At 70.4% G+C, this 24665-nt stretch carries 19 protein-coding genes; 12 read left to right on the plus strand and 7 right to left on the minus strand.

The window, feature by feature from the left end:
* Positions 1 to 2 precede the first annotated feature (2 nt).
* On the minus strand, positions 3 to 788 hold the full coding sequence (locus AB5J55_RS38725; protein WP_369275107.1) for an ABC transporter ATP-binding protein: 786 nt from the start codon (positions 786 to 788) through the stop codon (positions 3 to 5).
* Positions 789 to 1114: 326 nt separating this feature from the next.
* Here AB5J55_RS38725 and AB5J55_RS38730 point away from each other — a divergent pair, with 326 nt between their 5' ends.
* A complete protein-coding gene (locus AB5J55_RS38730) occupies positions 1115 to 4264 on the plus strand; it encodes a family 78 glycoside hydrolase catalytic domain (protein WP_369275108.1) in 3150 nt (1049 codons plus the stop codon).
* Positions 4265 to 4310: 46 nt separating this feature from the next.
* On the plus strand, positions 4311 to 5849 hold the full coding sequence (locus AB5J55_RS38735) for an FAD-dependent oxidoreductase (protein ID WP_369275109.1): 1539 nt from the start codon (positions 4311 to 4313) through the stop codon (positions 5847 to 5849).
* 10 nt (positions 5850 to 5859) lie between these two features.
* Here the strand turns inward: AB5J55_RS38735 and AB5J55_RS38740 are convergent, their stop codons facing one another.
* The 6 genes from AB5J55_RS38740 to rhaI form a co-directional block, all read right to left on the minus strand.
* Positions 5860 to 6513, minus strand: coding sequence for a lactate utilization protein C (locus tag AB5J55_RS38740; RefSeq protein WP_369275110.1), 654 nt, complete (start codon positions 6511 to 6513; stop codon positions 5860 to 5862).
* Positions 6510 to 7997 (minus strand): LutB/LldF family L-lactate oxidation iron-sulfur protein, encoded by a 1488-nt coding sequence (locus AB5J55_RS38745; protein ID WP_369275111.1) that lies wholly within the window; start codon positions 7995 to 7997, stop codon positions 6510 to 6512. The genes AB5J55_RS38740 and AB5J55_RS38745 overlap by 4 nt, the downstream gene beginning before the upstream one ends.
* Positions 7994 to 8749 carry a (Fe-S)-binding protein gene (locus AB5J55_RS38750; protein WP_369275112.1) on the minus strand — a complete coding sequence of 252 codons (756 nt, stop codon included), beginning with the start codon at positions 8747 to 8749 and terminating at the stop codon, positions 7994 to 7996. Before AB5J55_RS38750 ends, AB5J55_RS38745 begins: the two co-directional genes overlap by 4 nt.
* A 108-nt stretch (positions 8750 to 8857) precedes the next feature.
* On the minus strand, positions 8858 to 10297 hold the full coding sequence (locus AB5J55_RS38755) for a rhamnulokinase family protein (RefSeq protein WP_369276414.1): 1440 nt from the start codon (positions 10295 to 10297) through the stop codon (positions 8858 to 8860).
* An 8-nt stretch (positions 10298 to 10305) separates the two neighbouring features.
* A complete protein-coding gene (locus tag AB5J55_RS38760; RefSeq protein WP_369275113.1) occupies positions 10306 to 12345 on the minus strand; it encodes a bifunctional aldolase/short-chain dehydrogenase in 2040 nt (679 codons plus the stop codon).
* Positions 12346 to 12466: 121 nt separating this feature from the next.
* Entirely contained in the window at positions 12467 to 13627 is a 1161-nt protein-coding gene (rhaI, locus tag AB5J55_RS38765; RefSeq protein ID WP_369275114.1) for an L-rhamnose isomerase, read from the minus strand.
* Between the two features lie 282 nt (positions 13628 to 13909).
* On the opposite strand from rhaI, the gene AB5J55_RS38770 reads away from it, so the two are divergent.
* The 10 genes from AB5J55_RS38770 to sigJ all read left to right on the plus strand — a co-directional run bounded on the left by AB5J55_RS38770 (position 13910) and on the right by sigJ (position 24656).
* Positions 13910 to 15427 carry a sugar ABC transporter ATP-binding protein gene (locus tag AB5J55_RS38770; protein ID WP_369275115.1) on the plus strand — a complete coding sequence of 506 codons (1518 nt, stop codon included), beginning with the start codon at positions 13910 to 13912 and terminating at the stop codon, positions 15425 to 15427.
* The gene (locus AB5J55_RS38775) at positions 15424 to 16464 is read left to right on the plus strand and encodes an ABC transporter permease (RefSeq protein WP_369275116.1); all 1041 of its coding nucleotides are present in this window, start codon (positions 15424 to 15426) and stop codon (positions 16462 to 16464) included. Before AB5J55_RS38770 ends, AB5J55_RS38775 begins: the two co-directional genes overlap by 4 nt.
* Complete coding sequence (locus AB5J55_RS38780; RefSeq protein ID WP_328420276.1) at positions 16457 to 17449, plus strand: ABC transporter permease; 993 nt, start codon at positions 16457 to 16459, stop codon at positions 17447 to 17449. The genes AB5J55_RS38775 and AB5J55_RS38780 overlap by 8 nt, the downstream gene beginning before the upstream one ends.
* Before the next feature lie 30 nt (positions 17450 to 17479).
* Positions 17480 to 18562 carry a rhamnose ABC transporter substrate-binding protein gene (rhaS, locus tag AB5J55_RS38785; protein ID WP_369275117.1) on the plus strand — a complete coding sequence of 361 codons (1083 nt, stop codon included), beginning with the start codon at positions 17480 to 17482 and terminating at the stop codon, positions 18560 to 18562.
* Between the two features lie 54 nt (positions 18563 to 18616).
* A complete protein-coding gene (locus tag AB5J55_RS38790) occupies positions 18617 to 18937 on the plus strand; it encodes an L-rhamnose mutarotase (RefSeq protein ID WP_369275118.1) in 321 nt (106 codons plus the stop codon).
* Between the two features lie 41 nt (positions 18938 to 18978).
* A complete protein-coding gene (locus AB5J55_RS38795; RefSeq protein ID WP_369275119.1) occupies positions 18979 to 20409 on the plus strand; it encodes a BNR repeat-containing protein in 1431 nt (476 codons plus the stop codon).
* Positions 20410 to 20495: 86 nt separating this feature from the next.
* Positions 20496 to 21521 (plus strand): LacI family DNA-binding transcriptional regulator, encoded by a 1026-nt coding sequence (locus tag AB5J55_RS38800; RefSeq protein WP_369275120.1) that lies wholly within the window; start codon positions 20496 to 20498, stop codon positions 21519 to 21521.
* A gap of 132 nt (positions 21522 to 21653) precedes the next feature.
* Positions 21654 to 22955 (plus strand): alpha/beta fold hydrolase, encoded by a 1302-nt coding sequence (locus AB5J55_RS38805; protein WP_369275121.1) that lies wholly within the window; start codon positions 21654 to 21656, stop codon positions 22953 to 22955.
* Between the two features lie 28 nt (positions 22956 to 22983).
* A complete protein-coding gene (locus AB5J55_RS38810) occupies positions 22984 to 23727 on the plus strand; it encodes a PIG-L deacetylase family protein (protein WP_369275122.1) in 744 nt (247 codons plus the stop codon).
* Between the two features lie 35 nt (positions 23728 to 23762).
* On the plus strand, positions 23763 to 24656 hold the full coding sequence (gene sigJ, locus AB5J55_RS38815; protein ID WP_369275123.1) for an RNA polymerase sigma factor SigJ: 894 nt from the start codon (positions 23763 to 23765) through the stop codon (positions 24654 to 24656).
* Positions 24657 to 24665 lie beyond the last annotated feature (9 nt).

The following is a 24665-nucleotide window of genomic DNA, read 5'->3' on the forward strand; positions in this document are numbered from 1 at the left end:
GCTCACACCCCCGTCGTCACGTTGTCGCCGAGGTGGGCCAGGCGTTCGGCCACCGCGTCCGCCGTCGGAGCGTCCAGCCGGCCCGCCAGCCGGCCGTCCGCCAGGAACAGCACCGAGTCGGCGTAGGAGGCGGCGATCGGATCGTGGGTCACCATCACGACCGTCCGGCCGTGCACCCGTACCGTCTCCTGGAGCAACCGCAGCACATCGCGCGCGCTGCGCGTGTCCAGCGCGCCCGTCGGCTCGTCCGCGAAGATCACCCGAGGCTCGGTCACCAGGGCGCGGGCGATGGCGACTCGCTGGCGCTGACCGCCGGACAGCTGGTCGGGACGGTGACCCAGCCGGTCGCCGAGGCCGACGGACGTCAGCACCTCCTTGGCCCGCTTCCGGTCGACGCGCTGACCGGCGAGCTTCAGCGGCAGCACTGTGTTCTGCGCGACGGTCAGCGTCTCCAGCAGGTTGTACTGCTGGAACACGAACCCGATCCGGCCACGCCGGAACTTCGTCAACTCGGCCTCACCGCCGCCGGTCAGCTCGGTACCGTCCACGCACACGATGCCGCTGTCGGGCTGGTCGAGACCGGCCGCGCAGTGCAGCAGCGTGGTCTTGCCGGAGCCGGACGGTCCCATCACCGCGGTGAAAGTGCCCCGCCCCAACCCCAGCGTGACCCCGTCCAGAGCCGTCACCGCGCTGTCCTGCGCACCGTAGGTCTTGGTGACCTTGACCAGCCGGAGTGCCTCGGCGGCGGGTCCCTTGTCGTGCGTACGTCGCGAGCTTGTCCGAAACATCGTCATCACTCTCCGTCCGGCACTCCCTGTGCCTGCCGACGAAGCTACGGAGCCGGCGAGTCGACCACATTGGGCGCAGAACCCGTATTGCCGGGTGTACTTGGCGACACCCCCTGAGGGGGACGGGATCCGGGCCCGCACGGATCCAGCCAATTGAACGGTTTCAATTCAATCATCGTCGCACACTTCGTCGACTGAATGCTTCTGTTGGAATCTGCACAGAATTCATGCTGCTCGCACCATGGACTCATGTCACTTCTGCCACTAGCTTCAACCGACGTTCGACCTGAATCGTTCCAACTTCGAAGAGTCGAAGGGACAACGGCATGAACGACGGAGTCGACCGTACGAAGGGCCGAGGGGTGCGCCGCAGGACCGTGCTCACCACCGCCCTGGGCGCCGCCCCGGTGGTCCTCGCGGGCGGGATCGCCGCAGGCGGCCCCGCTTCGGCCGCACCCACCTCGCACCGCACGGCCGTCGAGGGCCTGACGGTCGAGCACAGAACGAACCCCCTCGGCGTGGACGCCGCTCACCCCCGGTTCGGCTGGCGCATGGCGTCCACGGTGCGCGGTCGCCGCCAGTCCGCCTACCGGATCCTCGTCGCGACCGCGCCCGACCGCCTGACCCCCACCCGGGCTGACGTCTGGAACAGCGGCCGGGTCACCTCACCCGACTCGATCGCCGTGCGCTACGAGGGCCCCGCACTGCGCGCCTCCACCCGCTACCACTGGACGGTGACGGCCTGGGACGAGACCGGCCGAGCCGTCCCCGCCGCCCCAACCTCCCACTTCGAGACCGGCCTGCTCGGCACCGACGGCATCGCCGGCTGGGACGGCGCCCGGTGGATCACCATGGCCGGCAAGCAACCCAACACCGCCGGCGCCCCGCTGCTCCGCCACCAGGCAAGGCTGACGGGACGTCAAGTACGTGACGCCCGGGTCTACATCTCCGCACTCGGCGTCTACGAGGCCCACCTGAACGGCCATCGCGTCGCCGTGCCGGAGGGCGACGCAACGACCCATGAACTGCTGACGCCGGGCTGGACCAACTACGACAGCACCGTCAACTACTTCACCTACGACGTCACGGACCTGGTCGCCGGGGAGCGACGCGAGGGGCAGGTGGGGCAGGAGGGGCACGCGGGGCATGTCACCCTCGCCGCCGTACTCGGCAACGGCTGGTACAACAGCCGGGTCTCCGAGAACAGCGCCTACTACTCCGCCGACGGCAACCGTCCGGCCCTGAAGGCCAAGCTGCTGATCCGGTACGCCGACGGTTCCGAGCAGACGGTCGTCACCACACCCGGCGACGACTGGAAGGCCACCGACACCGGCCCCTACCGCGCCGACGACATCTACGACGGCCAGACCTACGACGCCCGTGCGGAACTGTCGGGGTGGACGGCCGACGACTTCGACGACTCCGCCTGGGCCGGCGTGACCGAGCACGACTTCACCACCAGGTTCCCCGACGCCAGGCTGGTCGCCTACCCGGGTGAGAGCGCCCGCCTGATGCCCCGGTGGGACCGCAAGCCGCAGTCCGTCACCGTCTGCACGGGCGTCACCGGCCAGGACGGCAGCCCCAACGGCAAGGGCCGCATCGTCGTCGACCCCGCCCGCACCGTCACCGACCCGGCCGCGGCAGCCAAGGCGGCTGTGACCCTGCACCCCGGCGACACGGCCGTGATCGACCTGGGCCAGAACCTGGTCGGCGTGCCCCGCTACACCCTGCGCGGCCCGGCAGGCACCGAAGTCGCCTTCAGGCCCGGCGAGATGCTCAACGACGACAGCGAGGGCGCCGACGGCCCCGTCGGCTCGGTCTACCGCGCCAACCTCCGCTCCGCCAAGGCCACGAGCACCTACATCCTCAAGGGCGACCCCGACGGCGAGACCCACGAGGACTCGCTGACCTTCTACGGCTTCCGCTACGTCTCCGTCACCGCGACCGAAACCGTCACCCTCACCCGCTTCACCGGCCGGGTCGCGACCTCCGCCCTCCGCGACATCGGCACGATCACGACCGACGACGCGGATGTCAACCAGCTGATCAGCAACGTGCGTTGGGGACAGCGCGGCAACTACCTCTGGGTGCCCACCGACTGCCCGCAACGCGACGAACGCCTCGGCTGGACGGGCGACACCCAGCTCTTCTCCAACACCGGGCTCTACAACGCCGACGCCGTCAACTTCCTCAGCCACTTCGAGGACATCCTGATCGACTCGCAGCACACCTACGGTCTGGACGGCGCCCAGTTCACGGCGGTCGCGCCCGGCAACCGCTACAACGCGGCGGCTCCCGCCAGTGGCTGGGCGGACTGCGGGGTGGTCGTGCCGTGGACGGTGTGGCAGATGTCCGGCGACCCCACGATCGTCGACCGCAGCTGGGCGGCGATGACGAAGTACGTGGACTGGATCCGTGGGCGCACCGGCGACGCGTACGCCGGGCAGGGTGCCGTCTTCGGCGACTGGCTCGCCTTCCAGGACACCAGCACCCAGCTGATCAGCGACGTCTACTACGGCTACAGCGTGCGCCTCATGGCGGACATGGCCCGCGGCAGCGGCCGCACCACCGAGGCACGCGCCTATGACGACCTCTTCGCCCGCATCAAGCGCGCGTTCACCACCAAGTACCTGGCCACCGACGCGACAACGGGCCGGGTGACCGTACGGTCGAGTCTCGGAGACGCGCCTCCCACGGGCGGCCGGACCGAGGACGACACCCAGACCGCCCTGCTGTGGGTCCTCAAACTCGGCTTCTACGACACCGAGGCCCAGCGCCGCCAACTGGTCACGCTGCTCGCCGAGAACATCGGCAACGACGAGGCCTACAAGGAGGCCCACCCCGACAGCACCCGCGTGAAGTACGCCGAGAACACCCTCTCCGTCGGCTTCCTCGGCGTGAACGTCCTCGCCCCCGTGCTCACCGACGAGGGCCACGTCGACCTCGCGTACAAGCTGCTCCACCAGGACGCCATGCCGTCCTGGCTGTACTCGGTGCGCAACGGCGCCACCACCATCTGGGAGCGCTGGAACTCGTACTCGAAGGAGGACGGCTTCGGCCCGGTCGACATGAACTCGTTCAACCACTACTCCTACGGCGCGATCATGGAGTGGATGTACGAGAGCATGGCGGGCATCGCGAAGGACCCGGCCCACCCGGGCTTCCGGCACTTCCTCCTGCGCCCGCACCTCGACCCCACCGGGCGGATCACGCAGGTCGCCGGCACTCACCACTGTCCGTACGGGGAGATCGTCAGCGAGTGGCGGACGGAGGGCCGGAAACTGACCTACCGGGCCGTGGTTCCCGCGAACAGTACGGCGACCCTGCACATCCCCACGTCCGACCCGGCCTCGGTGCGCGAAGGCAGGACCCCTCTGTCCCGGGTGTCGGGCGTTGAGTACCTGGGCTTCGAGGACGGGACGGCGCGCTACCGGCTGCCCTCCGGCCGCTACCGGGTGACCGCCACCCTCGGCTGACCCGGGCCCGTCGTGTGGCGGGTCCGGCTGGGGGAACTCGGTCGGCATGGACGAGCCGACCCGCACCCACACGTCGTACTGGATCGAGACGGCACCGCCCGGGGACCTCGCGCCCCCGCCGGACGGCGACCTCACGGCCGAGGTCGCCGTCGTGGGCGCGGGGATCGCCGGGATCGCCACGGCCTGGGAGCTGGCCCGGCGGGGCCACGACGTCGCCCTGCTGGAGGCGGACCGGATCGCCGCCGGCGTCACCGGGCACACCACCGCCAAGCTGACCGCCCAGCACACCCTGATCTACGACCGGCTCCGCCGCACCCGGGGCAAGGACGGCGCCCGCCTGTACGCGACCTCGCAGACGGACGCGATCCGGCACGCCGCCGAGGCCGTCGACGAACTCGGCATCGACTGCGACTGGGAGGAGACGGCGGCCTACACCTACGCCGAGGACGGCGACCGGATCGACGAACTGCGCGCCGAGGCCGACGCGGCCCGGGAGGCGGGCCTGCGCGCCGAGTACGTGACCGGGACGGATCTGCCGTATCCGGTGGCGGGGGCGGTACGCGTCGAGGGGCAGGCGCAGTTCCATCCACGCAAGTACCTGCTCGCGCTGGCCGCCGACCTCGAACGCCTCGGCGGGAAGGTGTACGAGCACACTCGCGTGGTGGGTCTCTCCGAGGGCGAGCCCTGCGTGCTGACGACCGAGGACGGCGTGAAGGTGATCGCCGGGACCGTCGTGGTCGCCACCCACTACCCGATCTTCGACCGGGCGCTGCTGTTCACCCGCCTGACGCCCCGGCGGGAACTGGTCGTCACGGCCCCCGTCGACGCGGCCAAGGCACCCACCGGCATGTACATCACCCCCGACCAGAACACCCGCTCGGTCCGCACGGCCCCCTACCGGGACGGAAAACGCCTGCTCATCGTCACCGGCGAGCACTTCACTCCGGGCGCGGGCGGCGACGTCGAGGCGCGCTTCGAGGCGCTGACGAGCTGGGCGCGGGAGCGCTTCGGTGACCTCTCCTTCACCCACCGCTGGGCCACGCAGGACAACGACTCCACCGACTCCGTCCCGCTCGTCGGCCCCCTGCACCCCGCGAGCCGCCATGTCCACGTGGCCACCGGCTTCGGCGGCTGGGGACTCAGCGGCGGCATCATGGCGGGCCGCCTGCTCTGCGATCTGATCACCGGTCGCGAGAACCCGTGGAGCGACCTCTACGACCCACGCCGTGTGATGTCCGTCGTCCGCGAGGGGAAGGACTTCGTCAAGCACCAGGCCGACGTCGCCCGCCACTTCGTCGGCGACCGGCTGCACCACCTGCCCGGCCCGTCGACCAACTCCGTGGACGACATCGCACCCGGAGAAGGCGCCGTCGTCCACGTGTCCGGCAAGCGCTGCGCCGTCCACCGCGACCACGACGGAAAGGTGCACGCCGTCTCCGCGAAGTGCACCCACCTGGGCTGCCTGGTCGCGTTCAACCGCGCGGAACGGACCTGGGAGTGCCCCTGCCACGGCTCGCGCTTCGATCCCGACGGCCGAGTCGTCCAGGGCCCCGCCGTACGGCCGCTGGAGCGGCGCGACCTCTGAGGCGGCGCCTTCAGCCGGCGTCCTCGCCGACCAGGACGACCTCCAGCGTGCGCGGGCCGTGCACCCCCTCCACCCGGTCCAGCTCGATGTCGCTGGTGGCCGAGGGGCCGGAGATCCACGTCAACGGGCGGGTGGGATCGAGGCGTTCCAGCGCCTGCGGGACCGACGACACGACCTGCTCGGGGACCCGTACGACACAGATGTGGTGGTCGGGGACGAGCGTGATGCGGCGACGGCCCTGGTCGGGGGAGCCGTCGAGGACGATGGTGCCGGTCTCGGCGATGGCGAGCGCGCACGCCGTGACCACGCTGCCGACCCTGTCCAGTTCGTGCGGGGTGCTCTCCGTCCGGTCCGGGATCCGCTCGGCGTCGGACGCCGCCAGCCACCCTGGCTCCAGCCCCGGTGGCACGAGCACCGTCCGCGCGCCCCGCGCCGCGAGCATCCCGGCGATCGTCGCCGCGAGATCGGCGCCCGTGCAGCGGTGCACGATCGCCCGGTAGTCCGCCAGGTTCTCGGCCAGCAGATCGACCGTCTCCGCGACGCTCCGCTCCCCGTGTTCGTGCGCGTAGCCGCGTGGAACCGCCTCTTCGTACGGCTTCTCGTCGTGCGGAACGTCCGCCAGCGCCCGCCGCACCCGGCCCAGGATCCGTTCCCTGCTGCTCACTCGGCACCGCCCTTTCCGCCCTGCGTCCGCTGCCACCAGTCCCGGAACGGCTCCGCCGGCACCGCCGGCAGATCCCGTGTCCCACTCCATGCCTTGCCAGGGCCGGGCAGCGAGCGCGGATGCAGTCGGCGGGTGCGTGAAGCGAGACGCTGGCCGGTGCGCAGGACGCCCGGGCGACTGAACGCCCAGCGTGCCGCCCGCATCGCGGCCCGCTCGGCGGCATGCCCCTTCGCGGGCTTCAGGACGACCTTGTTGCCGTGGGAGGTCACCTGGCCGCCCTCCACGACCCGCTCCCGCAGATGCACCAGCACCTCGGGGATGTCGATGGCGACCGGGCACACCTCGTAGCAGGCACCGCACAGCGACGACGCATACGGCAGCGAGGCATCGATCTCGCTTGTCACGCCCCGGAGTTGAGGGCTGAGGATGGCACCGATGGGCCCGGGGTAGACCGAGCCGTAGGCGTGACCGCCGGCCCGCTCGTAGACCGGGCAGACGTTGAGGCACGCCGAGCAGCGGATGCAGCGCAGGGCCTGGCGGCCGACCTCGTCGGAGAGCGTGTCGGTGCGGCCGTTGTCGAGGAGGACCAGGTGGAAGGTCTTCGGCCCGTCAGCCGCCTCGGAGTCCGTCGTACCGGTCCACATGGACGTGTACGGGTTCATGCGCTCGGCGGTGGACGAGCGGGGGAGGGTCTGCAGGAACACCTCCAGGTCCCGCCAGGTGGGCACGATCTTCTCGATGCCGACGACCGAGATCAGCGTCTCGGGCAGGGTCAGGCACATCCGCCCGTTGCCCTCGGACTCCACGACGACCAGCGTGCCGGTCTCGGCGACCATGAAGTTGGCGCCGGAGACGCCGACCTTGGCGCGCAGGAACTTCTCGCGCAGGTGCAGGCGGGCCGCCTCGGCGAGCTCGGCGGGGGTGTCGGTCAGGCCTGCCGGGGCCGGGCGGCCCCACTCGCCCATCTCAGCCCGGAAGATGTCCCGGATCTCGCCCCGGTTGCGATGGATCGCCGGGACGAGGATGTGCGAGGGCCGGTCCTTGCCCAACTGCACGATCAGCTCGGCGAGATCGGTCTCGTAGGCGCGGATGCCCTCCGCCTCCAGGGCCTCGTTAAGCCCGATCTCCTGCGTGGCCATCGACTTGACCTTGACGACCTCGGACTCACCGGTCGCCTTGACCAGGTCGGCCACGATCCGGTTGGCCTCGTCGGCGTCGGCGGCCCAGTGGACCGTGCCGCCCGCCGCCGTGACCGACTCCTCCAACTGCACGAGATAGCGGTCGAGATGACGCAGCGTATGGTCCTTGATCCGTTTCCCGGCCTCCCGCAGCGCCGCCCAGTCGGACACCTCCGCGACCGCCTTGGCCCGCTTGGCGCGGATCGTGTGCGTGGCGTGGCGCAGGTTGCCGCGCAGGGTCGTGTCGTGCACGGCCTCGTGCGCGGCCTTCGGAAACGCCGGCATCCCGACGAACGTTCCACTCATGCCGCCGGCTCCTCCTCCGTGCTCGCCAGGATCTCCGCGATGTGCACCGGCCGCATGCCCGTCCGCAGCCGGGCCATGGTCCCGCCGATGTGCATCAGACAGGAGTTGTCGGCCGCGCACAGCACGTCGGCGCCTGTCGACTCGGCGTTGCGCACCTTGTCCGTGCCCATCGCCGCCGAGACATCGGCGTTCTTCAGCGCGAAGGTCCCGCCGAATCCGCAGCACTCGTCGGCGCCCGGCAACTCCGCCAACTCCAGCCCCTTGACGGCCTGCAGGAGCCGCCGGGGCCGGTCGGCCAGCCCCAGCCCGCGCAGGCCGTGGCAGGTCGGGTGATAGGTCACCTTGTGCGGGTAGTACGCCCCGACGTCCGTCACTCCCAACACGTCCACCAGGAACTCCGTCAGCTCGTACGTCTTCGGCACCACCGGCGCCAGGGCCGCCGCGAGGGTGTCGCCGCGGCCCTCGGCCCGGGCCCGCTCACCCATCCGCGGATACAGCTCGCGTACCATCGCCCCGCACGATCCGGACGGGGTGACGATCGCCTCGTACTCCCCGAAGACATCGGAGAAATGCCGGGCGAGCGGCTCGGCCTCGTGCCGGTATCCGGTGTTGTAGTGCGCCTGTCCGCAGCAGGTCTGGGCCATCGGGAAGTCGACCTCGACGCCCAGCCTGGTCAGCAGTTTCACCACAGCGCGCCCGGTGTCCGGATAGAGCGTGTCGTTGACACAGGTCAGGAACAGGGCGACACGCATCGCGGCTCCTTGCGATCGATCATCGGATGAGTGCAGGGTAATGCGGCAGCGCGGCGCAGGGGAGACCCCGCTCGCCCCGGGTGAGCCGGTCACCCTCTGACGGGACGGTCACCTCCGGAGGAGCCGCGCCTCCGCCTCGCTCCAGCGCGCCGCGTCCCCCCGTGGCTCGTACCGGGTCAGCGGCTGCGTACGGGTGAGCAGGCGCCGCCCGTCGGCGAGGTCGCCGACCAGCCCGTGGGTCCGCGCCTGGACCAGGACGTTCCCGAGGGCGGCGGCCTCGCTCGGGCCGGCCACCACCGGCAGCCCGCAGGCGTCGGCGGTCAGCCGGCACAGCAGGGCGTTGCGGGCGCCGCCCCCGACGACATGCACGACGTCGACCGGATGGTCGGCCAGCCGCTCGGCGTCCCTGATCGCGCGCCGGTGGGCCAGGGCGAGCGAGTCGAGGATGCAGCGCGTGATCTCGGCGGGCGAGACGGGCACCGGCTGCCCAGCGGCCCGGCACGCCTCGGCGATCCGCTCCGGCATCCGCCCCGGCGCCAGGAACGCCGCGTCCCCCGCGTCCACGACCGACCGCAGCGCCGGCGCCTTGGACGCGTCGAGCAGCAGCCCGTCCAGGTCGGGGTGCCCCCAGGCCCGTACGCACTCCTGGAGCAACCACAGCCCCATGATGTTCCGCAGATACCGGACCGTGCCGTCCAGCCCCAGCTCATTGGTGAAGTTGGCGGCCCGGCTCTCCTCGGTCAGCACGGGCGCGTCCAGCTCCAGCCCCGCCAGCGACCAGGTGCCGGTGCAGATGTACGCGAACCGCTCGCCGCCCTCGGCCGGAACGGCGGCCACGGCGGACGCGGTGTCGTGCGACCCCACCGCCGTCACCGGCACCGGACCGCTCAACCCGGTCTCCTGAAGCACCTCGTCGCGCAACACCCCGGCGGGATCGCCGGGTTGCCGCAGCGGCGCGAACAGGCCCAGGTCGATACCCAGCCGGGCGGCGATGTCGTGGGCCCAGTCGCGCGTGCGGGGATCGACCAACTGGGTGGTGGAGGCGTTGGTGAGCTCGGTGCCCTGCTCGCCGGTGAGCCAGTTCGTCAGCAGGTCCGGGATGAGCAACAGCCGCTCGGCGTATCGCAGTTGAGCCGCGGCCCGGGCCGCCGTCAGCTGGTACAGGGTGTTGAAGGGTGCGTACTGCAGTCCGGTGGCCGCGTACAGCTCCGCCGCCGGGACGGTCGCCCACACCTGCTCCGCGACCCCCTCCGTCCGGGAGTCCCGGTAGTGCACGGGGTTGCCGAGCAGCGCCCCGTCCGCGTCCAGCAGGCCGTAGTCGACGGCCCAGCTGTCGATGCCGACGGAGTCGACCTGGCCGGCCGCCCGCAGCCCCTCCAGGACACCCGCGTACAGGGCGAGAACATCCCAGCGCAGTCCCTCGGGCACCCGCACGGGCCGGTTCGGGAAGCGGTGCGCCTCGGTCAGCTCCAGACGGCCGGGGCCGACGCGGCCGACCATGACACGCCCGCTGGACGCGCCGAGGTCGACCGCGGCGTACGACTTCACGGGCGCACTCACCGCAGGAAGGCGGCCGCGACGCCGGCGTCGACCGGGACGTGGAGTCCCGTGGTGTGGGTCAGGTCCCCGCCGGTGAGCGCGAAGACGGCGTTCGCGACATGCTCCGGGAGCACCTCCCGCTTGAGGATGGTCCGCTGGGCGTAGAACTCACCCAGCTTGTCCTCCTCGACCCCGTACACGGCGGCCCGCTGGGCCCCCCAGCCACCGGCGAAGATCCCGGAGCCACGGACCACGCCGTCCGGGTTGATGCCGTTGACGCGGATGCCGTGCTCACCCAACTCGGCAGCTAGCAGCCGCACTTGATGGGCCTGGTCGGCCTTGGTGGCCGAGTAGGCGATGTTGTTGGGCCCGGCGAAGACAGCGTTCTTGGAGGCGATGTAGACGATGTCACCGCCCAGCTCCTGAGCGATCATCACGCGCGCCGCCTCCCTCGACACGAGGAAGGAGCCACGCGCCATGATGTCGTGCTGGAGGTCCCAGTCCTCGGCCGACGTCTCAAGGAGGGGCTTGGAGATGGAGATACCGGCGTTGTTGACGACGAGATCGACTCCGCCGAAGGCCAGCACGGCCGCCTTGAACGCGTCGGTGATCTGCTCCTCGGACGTCACGTCCACCGCGACCGCCACGGCCTTGTCGGGCCCGCCCAGCTCCTCGGCGACGGCCCGGGCGTTCCCGGCATGGAGATCGGCGACCACCACACACGCGCCCTCGGCGACGAGCCGGTGCGCGATGGCCTTCCCGATCCCGCTGCCGGCGCCGGTCACGAACGCGACCCGCGTCGCGAGCGCCTTGGGCTTCGGCATCCGCTGAAGCTTGGCCTCCTCGAGCGCCCAGTACTCGATACGGAACTTCTCGGACTCCTCGATGGGCGCGTACGTCGAGACCGCCTCGGCCCCCCGCATCACATTGATGGCGTTGACATAGAACTCGCCGGCGACCCGGGCGGTCTGCTTGTCCTTGCCGAAGCTGAACATGCCGACGCCCGGGACCAGCACGATCGCCGGGTCGGCGCCGCGCATGGCGGGGGAGTCGGGCAGGGCGTGCCGCTGGTAGTAGGCGGCGTACTCCTCGCGGTACGCGGCGTGCAGCTCCTTGAGCCGGGCGATCGCCTCGTCGAGGGGAGCGGTGGGCGGCAGATCGAGGACGAGTGGCCGCACCTTGGTGCGCAGGAAGTGATCGGGGCAGGACGTGCCGAGCGCGGCGAGCCGCGGGTGCTCGGCGCTCGCGAGGAAGTCGAGGACGACCTCGGAGTCGGTGAAGTGGCCGACCTGCGGGCGGTCCTGCGAGGCGATGCCGCGGATGACCGGCGTCAGCGCCGCGGCCCGCTCCCGCCGCTCGCCGGCGCCGAGCGCGGCGTACCCCTCGATCGCCGGCCCGAAGGGCTCCGGCTTCCCGCGCTCGGCGAGGAACGCCTCGGCGGTCCGGATGATGTGCAGCGAGTTCCGCTCGCACTCCTCGGAGGTGTCACCCCAGGCGGTGATGCCGTGCCCACCGAGCACGCACCCGATGGCCTGCGGGTTGGCCTCCTTGACCGCGGCGATGTCCAGCCCCAGCTGAAATCCGGGCCGCCGCCACGGCACCCACACCACGCTGTCCCCGAAGCACTCGGCGGTCAGCTTCTCCCCGTCGGCGGCACAGGCGAGAGCGATGCCGGAGTCGGGATGCAGATGATCGACATGCGCGGCCGCCACGAGCCCGTGCATGGCGGTGTCGATGGAGGGAGCCGCCCCGCCCTTGCCGTGCAGGCAGTAGTCGAAGGCGGCGACCATCTCGTCCTCCCGCTCGACGCCCGGGTAGACGTCGACAAGGGCCCGCATACGGTCCAGCCGCAACACCGCCAGCCCGGCCTCGGTGAGTGTGCCGAGGTCACCACCGGACCCCTTGACCCACATCAGCTCGGCATCACCGCCGGTGACGGGGTCGATGCCGGTGCCCTTGGCGGACGCGTTTCCACCGGCGTAGTTGGTGTTCCGGGGATCGGAGCCGAGGCGGTGGGACCGGGCGAGGAGGGCGGCGGCTTGGGGATGGGGAGCCATGATCATTCAGTCCTGTCTGAGAGGGGGCGGACACGCCCTCAGGGGCGCGGGGAACTGCGCGACCTGCCACATACGGCCTTGGGCCTGCAACCGGTCGAACCAGGCAGATGCGACCCAGTAATCAAGCCCCCCAACCGGCTTGCTGCCCACCAACCCGCTCAGCCACGACCTTCTCGGCCCACCCGGACCGCCGATACGCACCCATGGGATCCGCATCGAGCCCCATCTCTTCCCGGACCTCGGCCAGCAACGGCCGCACATCCGTGTTGTATGCATCCATGAGCACGGCGTTGGCGCCCAGCACGTCGCCGCCGGCCTGCGCCGCAGCCAACGCCTCCCGGTCAACCAGCAGCGCCTTCGCCGTGGCCTCCTGCACGTTCATCACGGACCGGATGATCGCCGGGATCTTGGCCTCGACGTTGTGGCACTGGTCGAGCATGAACGCCACGCCGGACGTGAACCCGCCCCCACGCACCACCTCGTACATGATCCGGAACAACTGGAACGGATCCGCGGCCCCCACCATCAGGTCGTCGTCGGCGTAGAAGCGCGAGTTGAAGTCGAACCCCCCGAGCTTCCCCTCCCGCAGCAGCGTCGCGACGATGAACTCGATGTTGGTGCCCGGCGCGTGATGCCCGGTGTCGACGACGACCTGCGCCTTTGTCCCGAGCTTCAGGCAGTGCGCGTAGGCCGTGCCCCAGTCCGGCACGTCCGTCGTGTAGAAGGCCGGCTCGAAGAACTTGTACTCCAGCAGCATCCGCTGCCCGTCCCCGAGCCGCTCGTACACCTCCGCCAAACCCTCGGCCAGGCGGTCCTGCCGCGAGCGCACGTCATCCTGACCGGGGTAGTTCGTGCCGTCCGCGAACCACAGCTTCAGATCGGCGGAGCCCGTCGCGTCCATGATGTCGACGCACTCCAGCAGATGATCGACGGCCTTGCGCCGCACCACCGCGTCCGGATGACAGATGCTGCCCAGCTTGTAGTCGTCGTCCTGGAAGGTGTTGGAGTTGATCGCGCCCAGCTTCACGCCGCGCTCCTGGGCGTGCTTGGCCAGCGCCGCATAGTCGTCGACCTTGTCCCACGGAATGTGCAGCGCGACGGTCGGGGCGACACCGGTGAACGCGTGCACCTGAGCGGCGTCGTCCAGCTTCTCCTGCGGTGTCCGGGGAACGCCTTGCTGGGCGAACACCTTGAACCGCGTCCCCGAGTTCCCGTACGCCCACGACGGCGTTTCGACTGCCTGGGTCTTGAGTGCGGCCTTCACCGCGGCGAGCTCGGTCACTGAGGGCTCCTGTGACGTCGGGACGGAAGTCGGACGGTGGACATCTGAAAAGCTTCGTCGTGAAACGATTCAAGACGGGAACGTATGAGGCCCCCGAAAGGGTGTCAAGCCCCACGGCCACGGCTTCCTCTTGTGACTCGCCCGCGACCTTCGTTCATCGAAAGTTTTTCGACACGGACCCATTGACGTGACATGGGCTCCGTGCCTAACGTCCCGGCAACCAAGTTGAAACCTTTCACGACGTCGAGAGGGCCGTCCCGCCGACGTCGTCGAGGAGCCCCCATGACCCACCCGTCCACCACGGGTCCGGCCCCGGTTCTTGCGCTCAGGGACATCTCGAAGTCCTTCGGCGCGGTCCGCGCCCTGCGGGACGTCTCCCTGGAGCTGTTTCCCGGGGAGGTCCACGCCCTCGCCGGGGAGAACGGCGCGGGCAAGTCGACCCTGATCAAGACGCTCGCCGGAGTGCACCGGCCGGACGCCGGCCAGGTGCTGCTCGACGGCGTGCCCGTCGTCTTCCACGGCCCCGGCGACGCCCGCGACGCCGGTATCGCCGTGATCTACCAGGAGCCGACGCTCTTCCCCGACCTGTCGATCGCCGAGAACATCTTCATGGGCCGTCAGCCTCGGCGCGCCCTCGGCCGGATCGACCACAAGGCCACGCACACCGCGACCCTCGCCCTGATGCAGCGGCTCGGCGTCGAACTCGACCCCGACCGCCCCGCGCGCGGCCTGTCCATCGCCGACCAGCAGATCGTCGAGATCGCCAAGGCGCTCTCCTTCGACGCCCGCGTCCTGATCATGGACGAGCCGACCGCCGCCCTCACCGGCAGCGAGGTCGCCCGGCTCTTCGGCGTCGTGCGCACCCTGCGCGAACAGGGCGCCGCCGTCCTCTTCATCTCCCACCGGCTGGAGGAGATCTTCCAGATCTGCCGGCGGGTCACCACCCTGCGCGACGGCGCCTGGATCGCCGGCGAGCCGCTGGACGGCATGACCGAGGACGACCTCGTACGCCGGATGGTCGGCCGCGACCTCGACGAGCTGTACCCGAAGCAGGACGTGAAGCCGGGCGAAGTGGCGTTGAGCGTACGCCGGTTGACCCGCGAGGGCGTCTTCACCGACGTCTCCTTCGACGTGCGTCGCGGTGAGATCGTCGGTCTCGCGGGGCTCGTCGGCGCGGGCCGTACCGAGGTCGCGCGGGCCGTGTTCGGCATCGACCGCTGGGACGCGGGCGAGGTCTCCGTCGGCGGCAAGGCCCTCACCAACGGCGCCCCCTCCACCGCCATGGCCTGCGGCCTCGCCCTCGTCCCGGAGGACCGGCGCGCTCAGGGCCTGGTGATGGACATGTCCATCGAGCGCAACATCGGCCTCACCGGGCTGCGTACGACCGTGAGGGCCGGGCTGATGGACCGCGGCGCCGAACGCAGTCGCTCCCTCGACTGGGCCGTCAAGCTCCAGGTCAAGTACGCGCGGATCGCCGACACCGTCAACACCCTGTCCGGCGGCAACCAGCAGAAGGTCGTCCTCGCCAAATGGCTCGCCACCGGCCCCAAGGTGCTGATCGTCGACGAGCCCACCCGGGGCATCGACGTCGGTACGAAGGCCGAAGTGCACCGGCTGCTCAGCGAGTTGGCCGCCGACGGCGTGGCGGTCCTGATGATCTCCTCCGACCTGCCCGAGATCCTCGGCATGGCCGACCGCGTGCTCGTGATGCACGAAGGTCGCCTCACCGCCGAGATCCCGCGCTCCGAAGCCAGCGAGGAAACCGTGATGGCCGCAGCAACGGGGAGGGCCGCCGCATGACGGTGATCACTCCCAAGCAGGCCCCTGTCACCGACGTACCGAAGTCCAGCGGCACCCGCCTGGTCGACCGCGTCTTCAAGATGCGCGAACTCGCCATCCTGGTCGTCTTCTTGGTGATGATCGTCGTCACCCAGCTGGGCAACAGCGAGTTCCTCACCGAGCAGGGCATCAAGGACCTGCTCCTGAACGCGACGATCCTCGTCCTGGTCGCCACCGGCCAGTCCCTGGTCGTCATCACGAGGAACGTCGACCTGTCGGTCGGCTCCACGCTCGGCATCAGCGCCTTCGCCGCCGGAACGTACCTCCACGGCGGCGGGAACCCGGTCGTCGCCGTGCTCCTGGCGGTCCTGATGGGCATCGGCTTCGGCTTGCTGAACGGCCTGCTCGTCAGCCTCGGCCAGGTGCCCGCGCTCGTCGTCACCCTCGGCACGCTGTACATCATCCGCGGCATCGACTCCATCTGGGTCGGCTCCCGCCAGATCACCGCGGCCGACCTCCCGGACGGCTTCGTCGACTTCGGCTCCGGCGGCATCTCCGCGGTGCCGTGGCTGGCGCTGATCGCCCTCGCCGTGCTGGTGGCGACCGCGTACTACCTCAGGCACTTCGGCAGCGGCCGCGAGCTGTACGCCCTCGGCTCCAACCCTGAGGCCGCCCGTCTCGCCGGCATCCCGGTGCGCAAGCGGATCCTGGCCGCGTACACCTTCTGCGGTGCGCTCGCCGGTCTGGCGGGCGCCCTGTACCTGGCCCGGTTCGGCAACGTCGACTCAGGCACGGGCAACGGCTACGAACTCACCGTCGTCAGCGCGGTCGTGGTCGGCGGCGTCGTCTTCACCGGCGGCTCCGGCAGCGTCTACGGTGCCGCGCTCGGCGCGCTGCTGCTGACCTCCATCAACAGCGTCCTGCCCGCCCTCGGCGTCAGCTCCGTCTGGGTGCTCGCCATCAACGGCATCCTGCTCATCCTCGCCATCGCCGTGGACCGTGCGGTCGCGCTGCGCGTGGCCAACGCCCTGAAGAAGAGGAACGCCCGCCATGGCTGACTCGTCGCTCGCGCGCGCCGTTCGCTGGGACACGGTTGTCGGCGCCCTTCTGATCGTCGTGCTCCTGCTGTCCTTCACCACGGTCGATGGCTTCGGCAACGCTCTCAACCTGTCGTTCCTGATCGGAAACACCCTTCCGATCGCATTGATCGCCCTGCCGATGACACTGCTGGTCGTCTCGGGCGAGATCGATCTTTCGGTCGCATCGACCGCGGGTCTCTCGGGCGCCGTGATGGGTGCGCTGTGGAACCAGGGCATGACGATCGAGACGATCATTCCGATCTGCCTGCTGCTCGGTGTGGTGTGCGGTCTGATCAACGGGCTCCTGGTGACCAGGCTGGGCCTGCCGTCCCTCGCCGTCACGATCGGCACGCTCGCCGCCTACCGAGGCATCGCGCAGATCGTGCTCGGGTCGGACGCGGTGACCGACTTCCCGTCCCAGTACCTGGACTTCGCGGCGGGGCGGATCGGCGACACGTTCATTCCGTACGCCTTCCTGCCCTTCCTCGTCCTGCTCGCCATCGCCGTGGTCGCGCTGCACGCCACGCCGTTCGGGCGGTCGGTCTTCGCCACCGGCGCGAGCGAGGAGGCGGCGCGCTTCGCCGGTATCCGTGTCAAGCGGCAGAAGCTGATCCTGTTCACGGTGACCGGGCTGATGGCCTCCCTCACCGGCATCTTCTGGGCGCTGCACTACGCGAGCGCCCGCTACGACAACGCCACCGGACTCGAACTCTCCGTCGTGGCCGCCGTGCTGCTCGGCGGCATCGACTTCGACGGCGGCAAGGGCACGCTCGGCGGTGCCATCGCCGGGGTGTTCCTGCTGGGGGCGCTGCAGAACGTCATGAGCCTCCAGGACGTCTCCGCCCAGTCGCAGATCGTCGTCACCGGCGTCCTGCTCGTGCTTTCCGTGCTCGGCCCGCGGGTCGCACGGCAGATCTCCGTAGCAAGGGCGGGCCGTAGAGCCGCCTCGACTCCGACCTCGTAACTCAGCCCTTCTTCGCAAAGGACTCCCACCATGCGCAAGTCATCCCTCCGCCGCGCCTCCGCGGCCCTTGCCGCCGCCACCTCTCTCGCTCTCGCCCTCACGGCCTGCGGCGGCACCACCAAGGAGGACGTCAAGAACGAGGGCGCCTCCGCCGCCACCGCCGGCAAGGCCGACCCGAACGCCGAGCTGAAGAAGGACCTGACCGTCGGCTTCCTGCCCAAGCAGGTCAACAACCCCTACTTCACCTCCGCCGACAAGGGCGGCGAGGCCGCGCTGAAGGAGCTGGGCTCCAGCTACAAGGAGGTCGGGCCGTCCAGCGCCACCGACACCGCCGGGCAGGTGAGTTACGTCAACACGCTCACCCAGCAGCAGGTCGACGCGATGGCCGTCTCCGCGCAGGATCCGGGCGCCCTGTGCACCGCGCTGAAGCAGGCCATGAAGAACGACATCAAGGTCGTCACCTACGACTCCGACACCACCGCCGACTGCCGCAACGCCTTCGTCTCGCAGGCGTCCGCCGAGGACCTCGGCCGCACCGAGGTGCAGCTGCTCGCCGAACAGATCGACTACAAGGGCGAGATCGCGATCCTGTCCGCCGCGCAGACCGCGACGAACCAGAACACCTGGATCGACTTCATGAAGGACGAGCTCAAGGACCCCAAGTACAAGGACATCAAGCTCGTCAAGATCGCCTACGGCAACGACGACGCCCAGCAGTCCTTCCAGCAGACCCAGGGCCTGCTCCAGGAGTACCCGAACCTGAAGGGGATCATCTCCCCGACGACGGTCGGCATCAAGGCGGCCGCCCAGTACCTCTCCGGCTCCAAGTACAAGGGCAAGGTCAAGCTGACCGGCCTCGGCACCCCGAACGACATGCGCAAGTACGTCAAGAACGGCACCGTCGAGGCGTTCGAGCTGTGGGACCCCTCGAAGCTCGGCGAACTGGCCGCCCGTACCGCCGTCGCCCTGGTCTCCGGCCAGATCACCGGCAAGGAGGGCGAGACCTTCAAGGCCGGCGACATGGGCGAGTACACCATCGGCAAGGACGGCGTGATCAGCCTCGGCAAGCCGACCGTGTTCGACGCCGAGAACATCGACGAGTTCAACTTCTGAGCCCGTCTTCGACTTCTGAGTCCGTCCTCGACTTCTGGCCCCGGAGGGTCGTTGATGCAGCGCGTGTGCTTCCTGCTGAAGGTCCGTCAGGAGCGCCTGGCCGAGTACCGCGAGCGGCACGCCGCCGTGTGGCCCGAGATGCTCGAAGCTCTCTCGGCCACCGGCTGGCACAACTACTCGCTCTTCCTGCGTGACGACGGCCTGCTCGTCGGCTACCTGGAGACCGAGGACTTCGCCGCCGCAGTGGCCGGCATGGAAGCCACCGACGTCAATGCCCGCTGGCAGGCGGAGATGGCGCCGTTCTTCGAGGCACTGGACGGCGCCCGGCCCGACGAGGCCATGAAGCCGCTCACGGAAGTGTTCCACCTCGCCTGACCCACCTCTCCCCACTCCTCGCCGACAACGGAGTCCCCGAGATGAAGAGACGCACCCTGCTGGGCGCCGCCCTCGCCGGAGCCGTGATGACCCCCGCCCTCGCGTCCGGCACCGCCCGCGCCGCCGACCCCGGTCCGTCCCTCACCCTGACCGGCACGACCACGCTCGACACGCAGGCCATCTTCTTCGTGTCGTACGACGGCCTGGTCAACAACAACGCCTTCCAGAAGAACGGCCTGCTGACCTACAAGGGCTACCAGTACGCCGCCTGGTACACCGCCGACCGAGGCGCCGTCGTCGGCCGCCGCGCGCTCGGCGCCACCACCTGGGCCACGGTCAAGGCGGGCCACACCCTGCGCTACAACGACTCCCACAACGTCATCTCGATGGGGATATCGAAGGTCGACGGCCGCCTTCACCTCAACATGGACTCGCACAGCGACGGCTTCACCTACGTCAAGTCCGTCGCCGGACTGATGGACAACCCGGCGGGCCTGAGCTGGACCGCGAGCCGCTTCGGCGCACCGCAGTCGACCATGGACGGCCTCGCGCTCACCTCGCAGTTCACGTACCCGCAGTTCATCTCCACCCCCGACGGCAGACTCCAGCTCAGCTACCGGGTCGCCGTCTCCGGCAACGGCCGCAACGCCCTCGCCGAGTACGACGGTTCGACCTGGACCGACCTCGGCGAGTGGTCCAGCTCCACCGGCACGTACACCAGCGAGCACGGCACCTCGACCGCCCGCAACATGTACCTGCACGGCATCGACTACGACCGGGGCGGGCGCCTGCACTCCTTCTTCACCTGGCGCGAGCAGAACGGCGCCGTGATGTGCAACGGTGGCGGCATCACCAACCACGACACCGGCTACGTCTACTCGGACGACCGCGGCCGCACCTGGCGCAACAACGCCGGCACCGTCGTCGGCACCACCGGCGGCTCCGACAAGGTCGCCGTCACCGACGGCGGACTGGTGATCGACGCACTCAACCCAGACCACTCCCTGATGAACCAGGAGAGCCAGTTCACCGACTCCGCGGGCCTGCCGCACGCGATCATCAGCTACGTCCCCGGCCGCTTCGGGCAGTGCACCACCAACTACGTCGCCGACCGCACCGCGAACGGCCGCGCCTTCCACGTCCGCAAGAACGCCTCGGGCATCTGGCAGAAGACCGAGATCCCCGTCCCGCTGAACTCCAGCCAACGCACCAAGCTGATCCTGGACAAGTACGACAACGCGTACGCGGTCTTCCCGTTCTGTCGGATCGCAGGCGCCTCCAAGGCCTCCGGCCACACGGACTGGACGGTGCTGTACGACGGTGTCACCGCCGGCCTGAACGCCTTCGGCGAGGTCGTGATCGACGAGACGCGCGTGGGCCAGGACCACTATCTGTCGATCATGTACCAGGAGAAGTCCAGCGGTACGACGCCCTCGGCGCTGCGTAACCTCAACTTCCGCCTGCCTGCCTGATCGCAGCCGATGTGGGCGGCATGACGGTAATGTGAAGGCCTTCCCGCCGCCCCACGTCCTACGAGTCTTCTGGAGGTCCCTGCCCGATGGCCCAGTCGGTGGGTATCAAGGACGTCGCACGCGCCGCCGGAGTATCCGTCGGCACGGTGTCCAACGTCATCAACCGTCCGGACGCGGTCGCGACGGAGACCCGGGCGCGGGTGCAGTCCGCGATAGACCGGCTGGGCTATGTCCGCAGCGAGTCCGCGCGCCAGCTGCGGGCGGGACGCAGCCGGATCATGGGGCTGCTCGTCCTCGACATGGGCAACCCGTTCTTCGTCGACGTGGCGCGCGGCGCCGAGCGGACCGCGCGTGACGCCGGGCTCGGCGTGATGGTCTGCAACAGCGCGCAGAGCGCGAGCGAGGAGGCCGACTACCTGTCCCTCTTCGCCGAACAGCGCGTGCGCGGCGTGCTGCTGACCCCGGCCGACGCCACCGGACGCAACATCGAAACGTTCCGCCGCCACAACATCCCCTTCGTCCTGGTCGACCGGGTCGCCGAGGGCACCACCGAGTGCTCGGTCTCCGTCGACGACGTCGCGGGCGGTGCGCTGGCCGTACGCCACCTCGTCGACGCCGGACACCGCTCCATCGCCTACGTCAGTGGCCCGCCCGGCCTCAACCAGGTCCGCGACCGCCGCACCGGCGCACTGCACGCCCTCGGGGAGGCCGGCCTCGGCCCCGACTCCCTGCGCGAGCTGCCCACCGAGCGGCTCGACGTCGCCGCCGGCCGGGACGCGGGCGCCCGCCTGCTCGGCCTCGCCGACCGCCCGACCGCCGTCTTCTGCGCCAACGACCTGCTCGCCCTGGGCGTCCTGCAGGCCATGTACGCCGCGGGCGTCGGCGTCCCCGACGACCTCGCGATCGTCGGCTACGACGACATCGAGTTCGCTGCCGCCGCGGCCGTCCCCCTCACCTCCGTACGGCAGCCCGCGGTCACCATGGGCACCCTCGCCGCGGAGATGCTGCTGGAGGAGACGGAGGAGGAGACCGGGACGAAGCGGCACGAGCACCGGCGTGTCGTACTCCAGCCCGAGCTGGTGGTGCGGCGCTCCAGCCTGTCGGCCCGCTGATCCCGAGGCGGCCCGGACCCGGGGCCGCTGATCGGTCGGTCAGTACGATTTCATGATCCCAGGGGTCGGTCGGCGGACGAACATGTGTTGAACTGGGACGCGGCCCGAAAACCCTCCGTCCCGGGAGCCCTGTTGACCGTCAGTTACCGCCAGCCCGGCGTCGTCCTCACCGACCGCCACTTCACCGTGCCCCTCGACCACGACGCCCCGACGGGCGAGACGATCGAGCTCTACGCCCGTGAGGTCGTCGCCAGCGACAAGGCGCACCAGGACCAGCCGTGGCTGGTCTACCTCCAGGGCGGCCCCGGCTTCGGGGCGAACCGATTCGTCGGCAAGGGCGCCTGGCTCGGCCGCGCGCTCAAGGAGTACCGCGTCCTGCTGCTGGACCAGCGCGGCACCGGCCACTCCGCGCCCGCCAACCGCCAGACGCTCCCGCTGCGCGGCACCGCCGCCGAACAGGCCGACTACCTCACGCACTTCCGCGCCGACTCGATCGTGCGTGACTGCGAGGCGATCCGCCGCGAGGTGACCGGCGGCGCCCCCTGGACCGTCCTCGGCCAGAGCTTCGGCGGCTTCTGCACGGTCAACTACCTCTCCACCGCCCCCGAGGGCCTGACCGCCGCGGTCGTCACCGGCGGCCTGCCCTCCCTCGACGCGCACGCCGACGACGTCTACCGCGCTGCCTACCCGCGCATCGAGCGCAAGGTCGCCGCGCACTACGCCCGCTACCCGCAGGACGTCGAGCGCGCCCGCCGAATCGCCGACCACCTCCTCGCGAACGACGTGGTCCTGCCGAACGGCTACCGCCTCACCGCCGAGGCCTTCCAGTCGCTCGGCATCCTCCTCGGCGGCAGCGAGGGCAGCCACCGCCTGCACTACCTGCTGGAGGACGCCTTCGTCCGCACCCCGCAGGGATCCGCCCTCTCGGACGCCTTCCAGGAGGAGGTCCAGGGCCTGCTGTCGTACGCGAGCCACCCGCTGTACGCACTCGTCCACGAGGCGATCTACGGCCAGGACACGCGCCCCACCAACTGGTCCGCCGAGCGCGTCCGCGCGGAGTTCCCGCAGTTCGACGCGGCCAAGACCCTCGCGGGCGACGGGCCGCTGCTGTTCACCGGCGAGACGATCCACCCCTGGATGTTCGACTGCGATCCGGCGCTGCGCCCGCTGCGCGAGACCGCCGAACTCCTCGCCGCCCGCACCGACTGGAAGCCCCTGTACGACCCGGCGCGCCTCGCCGCCAACGAGGTGCCGGTCGCGGCCGCCGTCTACCACGACGACATGTACGTGGACACCGCGCACTCCCTCGCCACCGCCCGCACGATCCGTGGCCTGCGGACCTGGGTGACGGACGAGTTCGAGCACGACGGTGTACGGGCCGGCGGCCCCCGCGTCCTGGACCGGCTGCTCGCGCTCACCCGTGACGAGGCGTGATGTCGGCGTCACGCGTTACTGTGCGGACATGACCGAGCCGACGATCACTCAGCTGAAGCCCATGCCGGACGACTGGCAGCGCGCGCTCGCCGTCGTCGCGCACCCGGACGACCTCGAGTACGGCTGCTCGGCGGCGATCGCCGCCTGGACCGACGCCGGCCGCGAGGTCTCCTACGTCCTCGCGACCCGCGGCGAGGCCGGCATCGACACGCTGGAACCCGCGAAGTGCGCGCTGCTGCGGGAGCGCGAGCAGCGGGCCAGCGCGGCCGTCGTGGGCGTGTCGGCGGTGGAGTTCCTCGACCACAGGGACGGCGTGATCGAGTACGGCATCGACCTGCGCCGCGACATCGCCGCCGCGATCCGCCGGTACCGGCCGGAGCTGGTGATCACGCTCAACCACCGGGACACCTGGGGCGGCGTCGCCTGGAACACCCCGGACCATGTGGCGGTCGGCCGCGCGACGCTGGACGCGGCCGGCGACGCGGGCAACCGGTGGATCTTCCCGGAGCTCATCGAGCAGGGCCTGGAGCCCTGGAACGGCGTCCGCTGGGTCGCCGTCGCCGGTTCCAGCACACCCACGCACGCGGTGGACGCGACGGCGGGCCTGGAGCGGGCGGTGCGCTCGCTGCTCGAACACCGCACCTACATCGAGGTGCTGACGAGCGAGGACCCGGAGACGTACGCCCGCGGCTTTCTCACCGCGAACGCCGAGGCGACGGGGGAGCGGTTCGGCGGGAAGCCGGCCGTTGCGTTCGAACTGTTCGGTCGGTAGCTTCGACGGATTGAGGGGGAGACGGGGGCAGCACGGTGAACGGCACGGAAGCGCTGGCGGACCGCTTCGAGGAGCACCGCGGCCGTCTCAAGGCGGTCGCCTACCGCATGCTCGGCTCACTGGCCGAGGCGGAGGACGCCGTCCAGGAGGCCTGGCTGAAGCTGAGCCGCAGCGACGCGGGCGCCATCGAGAACCTCGGCGGCTGGCTGACCACCGTGGTCGGCCGGGTCTGCCTGGACATGCTGCGCTCGCGCACGCGGCGCCACGAGGAGCCCCTGGACGACACCTTCGTCCCCGATCCCGTGATCAGACCGCTGTCGACGATCGACCCGGAGCAGGAGGTTCTCCAGGCCGACTCCGTGGGCCTGGCCCTGCTGGTGGTGCTGGAGGCGCTGGAGCCCGCCGAGCGGATCGCGTTCGTGCTGCACGACATGTTCGCGGTGCCCTTCGACGACATCGCGCCGATCGTGGAACGCACCTCGGCCGCCACCCGGCAGCTGGCCAGTCGCGCCCGGCGCCGGGTGCGGGGCGCGACACCGTCGTCCGAGCCCGACCTCGGCAGACAGCGGCAGGTCCTCGACGCGTTCATGGCGGCCTCCCGCGCGGGGGACTTCGAGGCGCTGCTCGCGGTCCTCGACCCGGACGTGGTGCTGCGCGCGGACTCCGGGCCGCTGGTCCGTGGTGCGGCGGCGTCGAAGGTGGTGCGTGGTGCGAAGCCGGTGGCCGAACAGGCGATGCTGTTCGCCCAGTTCGCGCGATACGCGCAGCTCGTGCTGGTCAACGGGGAGATCGGGGTCGTCCACGCGCCCGAAGGGCGGCCACAGTCGGTCATGGGCGTCACCATCGCCGACGGCCGCATCACGCACATGTACATCCTGGCGGACCCCGAGAGGCTCGGGGGCCTCGATCCGGCGGGCCTCGGCGGCTGAGTCACGCAG

The sequence above is a fragment of the Streptomyces sp. R11 genome, from assembly GCF_041051905.1.
Classification (GTDB): Bacteria; Actinomycetota; Actinomycetes; order Streptomycetales; family Streptomycetaceae; genus Streptomyces.

Coding starts and splice junctions, on each gene's coding strand:
- AB5J55_RS38760 (WP_369275113.1), bottom strand. CDS start 12,345: ATGGCTCCCCATCCCCAAGCCGCCGCCCTCCTCGCCCGGTCCCACCGC.
- AB5J55_RS38800 (WP_369275120.1), top strand. CDS start 20,496: ATGGCCCAGTCGGTGGGTATCAAGGACGTCGCACGCGCCGCCGGAGTA.
- AB5J55_RS38810 (WP_369275122.1), top strand. CDS start 22,984: ATGACCGAGCCGACGATCACTCAGCTGAAGCCCATGCCGGACGACTGG.
- AB5J55_RS38770 (WP_369275115.1), top strand. CDS start 13,910: ATGACCCACCCGTCCACCACGGGTCCGGCCCCGGTTCTTGCGCTCAGG.
- AB5J55_RS38725 (WP_369275107.1), bottom strand. CDS start 788: ATGTTTCGGACAAGCTCGCGACGTACGCACGACAAGGGACCCGCCGCC.
- AB5J55_RS38775 (WP_369275116.1), top strand. CDS start 15,424: ATGACGGTGATCACTCCCAAGCAGGCCCCTGTCACCGACGTACCGAAG.
- AB5J55_RS38750 (WP_369275112.1), bottom strand. CDS start 8,749: ATGCGTGTCGCCCTGTTCCTGACCTGTGTCAACGACACGCTCTATCCG.
- rhaS (WP_369275117.1), top strand. CDS start 17,480: ATGCGCAAGTCATCCCTCCGCCGCGCCTCCGCGGCCCTTGCCGCCGCC.
- AB5J55_RS38780 (WP_328420276.1), top strand. CDS start 16,457: ATGGCTGACTCGTCGCTCGCGCGCGCCGTTCGCTGGGACACGGTTGTC.
- AB5J55_RS38730 (WP_369275108.1), top strand. CDS start 1,115: ATGAACGACGGAGTCGACCGTACGAAGGGCCGAGGGGTGCGCCGCAGG.
- AB5J55_RS38745 (WP_369275111.1), bottom strand. CDS start 7,997: ATGAGTGGAACGTTCGTCGGGATGCCGGCGTTTCCGAAGGCCGCGCAC.
- AB5J55_RS38735 (WP_369275109.1), top strand. CDS start 4,311: ATGGACGAGCCGACCCGCACCCACACGTCGTACTGGATCGAGACGGCA.
- AB5J55_RS38795 (WP_369275119.1), top strand. CDS start 18,979: ATGAAGAGACGCACCCTGCTGGGCGCCGCCCTCGCCGGAGCCGTGATG.
- AB5J55_RS38790 (WP_369275118.1), top strand. CDS start 18,617: ATGCAGCGCGTGTGCTTCCTGCTGAAGGTCCGTCAGGAGCGCCTGGCC.